This window comes from Streptomyces sp. NPDC002130, assembly GCF_040296465.1.
Classification (GTDB): domain Bacteria; phylum Actinomycetota; class Actinomycetes; order Streptomycetales; family Streptomycetaceae; genus Streptomyces.
On sequence record NZ_JBEOXI010000916.1, the window covers coordinates 1 to 1,322 of the forward strand.

Consider the following 1,322-nt stretch of genomic DNA (forward strand, 5'->3'; position numbering starts at 1 on the left):
GCCGAGATGTGTTGCCGCCCAGCATCGCCGCCGGATTGGTGGGGGAGGTCCGGCGTCGCAGTGAACCTTCCGGTCCGACGCTCAGTGCCCGCGAACGTGAGGTTCTCGGATTGATCGCGCAGGGCGCAAGCATCCCGGCCATCGCCGCACAGCTCTTTCTCGCGCCCTCCACTGTCAAGACCCACGTACAGCGCCTCTACGAGAAACTCGGAGTCAACGATCGAGGCGCCGCCGTCGCCGCTGCGATGCGACAGGGTCTGTTGGAGTGAGCAAGCGTCACCGGATCACGTAGGTGACATTCATGGCCGGGTAACCCGAGGTCATCGTCACCGTGACGTCGTGGTCGTCGGTGGCGTACGTACCGCCGACATCTGCCCTGGTCTTCGAATTGGTGGCACTGAAGACGAACACTCCACCGTCGTCGGAGCGGTACGTGAGCACGATGGGGAAGTCGTTCTGGTTCTTACTGGTGGCGACTACGTTGACGTTCGTGTTGGGGAGGATGTAGTCCGCCGGCGGGACGACCCAGTCGCCGTTCGGATTGGACGCGTCGACCAGATACAGGGCGCCGCGACCCGAATTGCTGATCATCGCCGTCGTGACGGATGTGTCGGTTATCGACTTCACCGTGTTCGCACCGGCGGCGCGGGCAACCAGAGCTGCCATGCTGAGGCCGGAGAAGGAAATTGCTTCGGGTCGAATTGTGTTGGTGCTCATCATGTTCTCCTCGATTGGTCGGTCTCGGTGACCGTGTGTTTCGGTGATGAGACAACTATGGCCCCCAATTCCCTTCAGGTCTGTCCGCCTACCGGTCCCAGTGCCGGACGACATCGGTGTCCTCCGATCGGTGGACAAACCCGCCTCGCCCGCCCACCCAGCGGGAGAACCCGTTCCTCTGCCAACCAACCCACTCGTAGCGTGACCACCATGACCGATCCTGACTTCTCCACCGCACCACTCGACGTCGTAGTCATCGGCGCCGGCGTCGCCGGCATGTACGCCATGCACCGACTTCGCGAGCAGGGGTTGCGTGTCCACGGCTTCGAAGCGGGCTCCGGAGTGGGCGGCACGTGGTATTTCAACCGCTACCCGGGCGCACGCTGCGACGTCGAGAGTTTCGACTACTCCTACTCGTTCTCCGAAGAGCTGCAACAGGAGTGGGACTGGAGCGAGAAGTACGCCGCGCAACCGGAGATCCTGTCCTACCTCGATCACGTTGCCGATCGTTTCGACCTACGCAGTGGGTTCACCTTCGATACCCGTGTTCAGAGCGCACCGTTCGCCGAGGCTTCGTCGACGTGGCGAGTGCGCCCCGACGGTGG

General features: G+C 62.9%; 3 protein-coding genes. 2 read left to right on the top strand and 1 reads right to left on the bottom strand.

The features are described from left to right. The coding region (locus ABT116_RS46930; protein WP_351647459.1) for a response regulator transcription factor at positions 1 to 269 on the top strand (269 nt) is incomplete at its 5' end. Positions 270 to 276: 7 nt separating this feature from the next. Here ABT116_RS46930 and ABT116_RS46935 read toward each other — a convergent pair. Continuing rightward, complete coding sequence (locus ABT116_RS46935) at positions 277 to 666, bottom strand: hypothetical protein (protein ID WP_351647461.1); 390 nt, start codon at positions 664 to 666, stop codon at positions 277 to 279. A gap of 261 nt (positions 667 to 927) precedes the next feature. Here ABT116_RS46935 and ABT116_RS46940 point away from each other — a divergent pair. Continuing rightward, the coding region (locus ABT116_RS46940; RefSeq protein ID WP_351647463.1) for an NAD(P)-binding protein at positions 928 to 1,322 on the top strand (395 nt) is incomplete at its 3' end.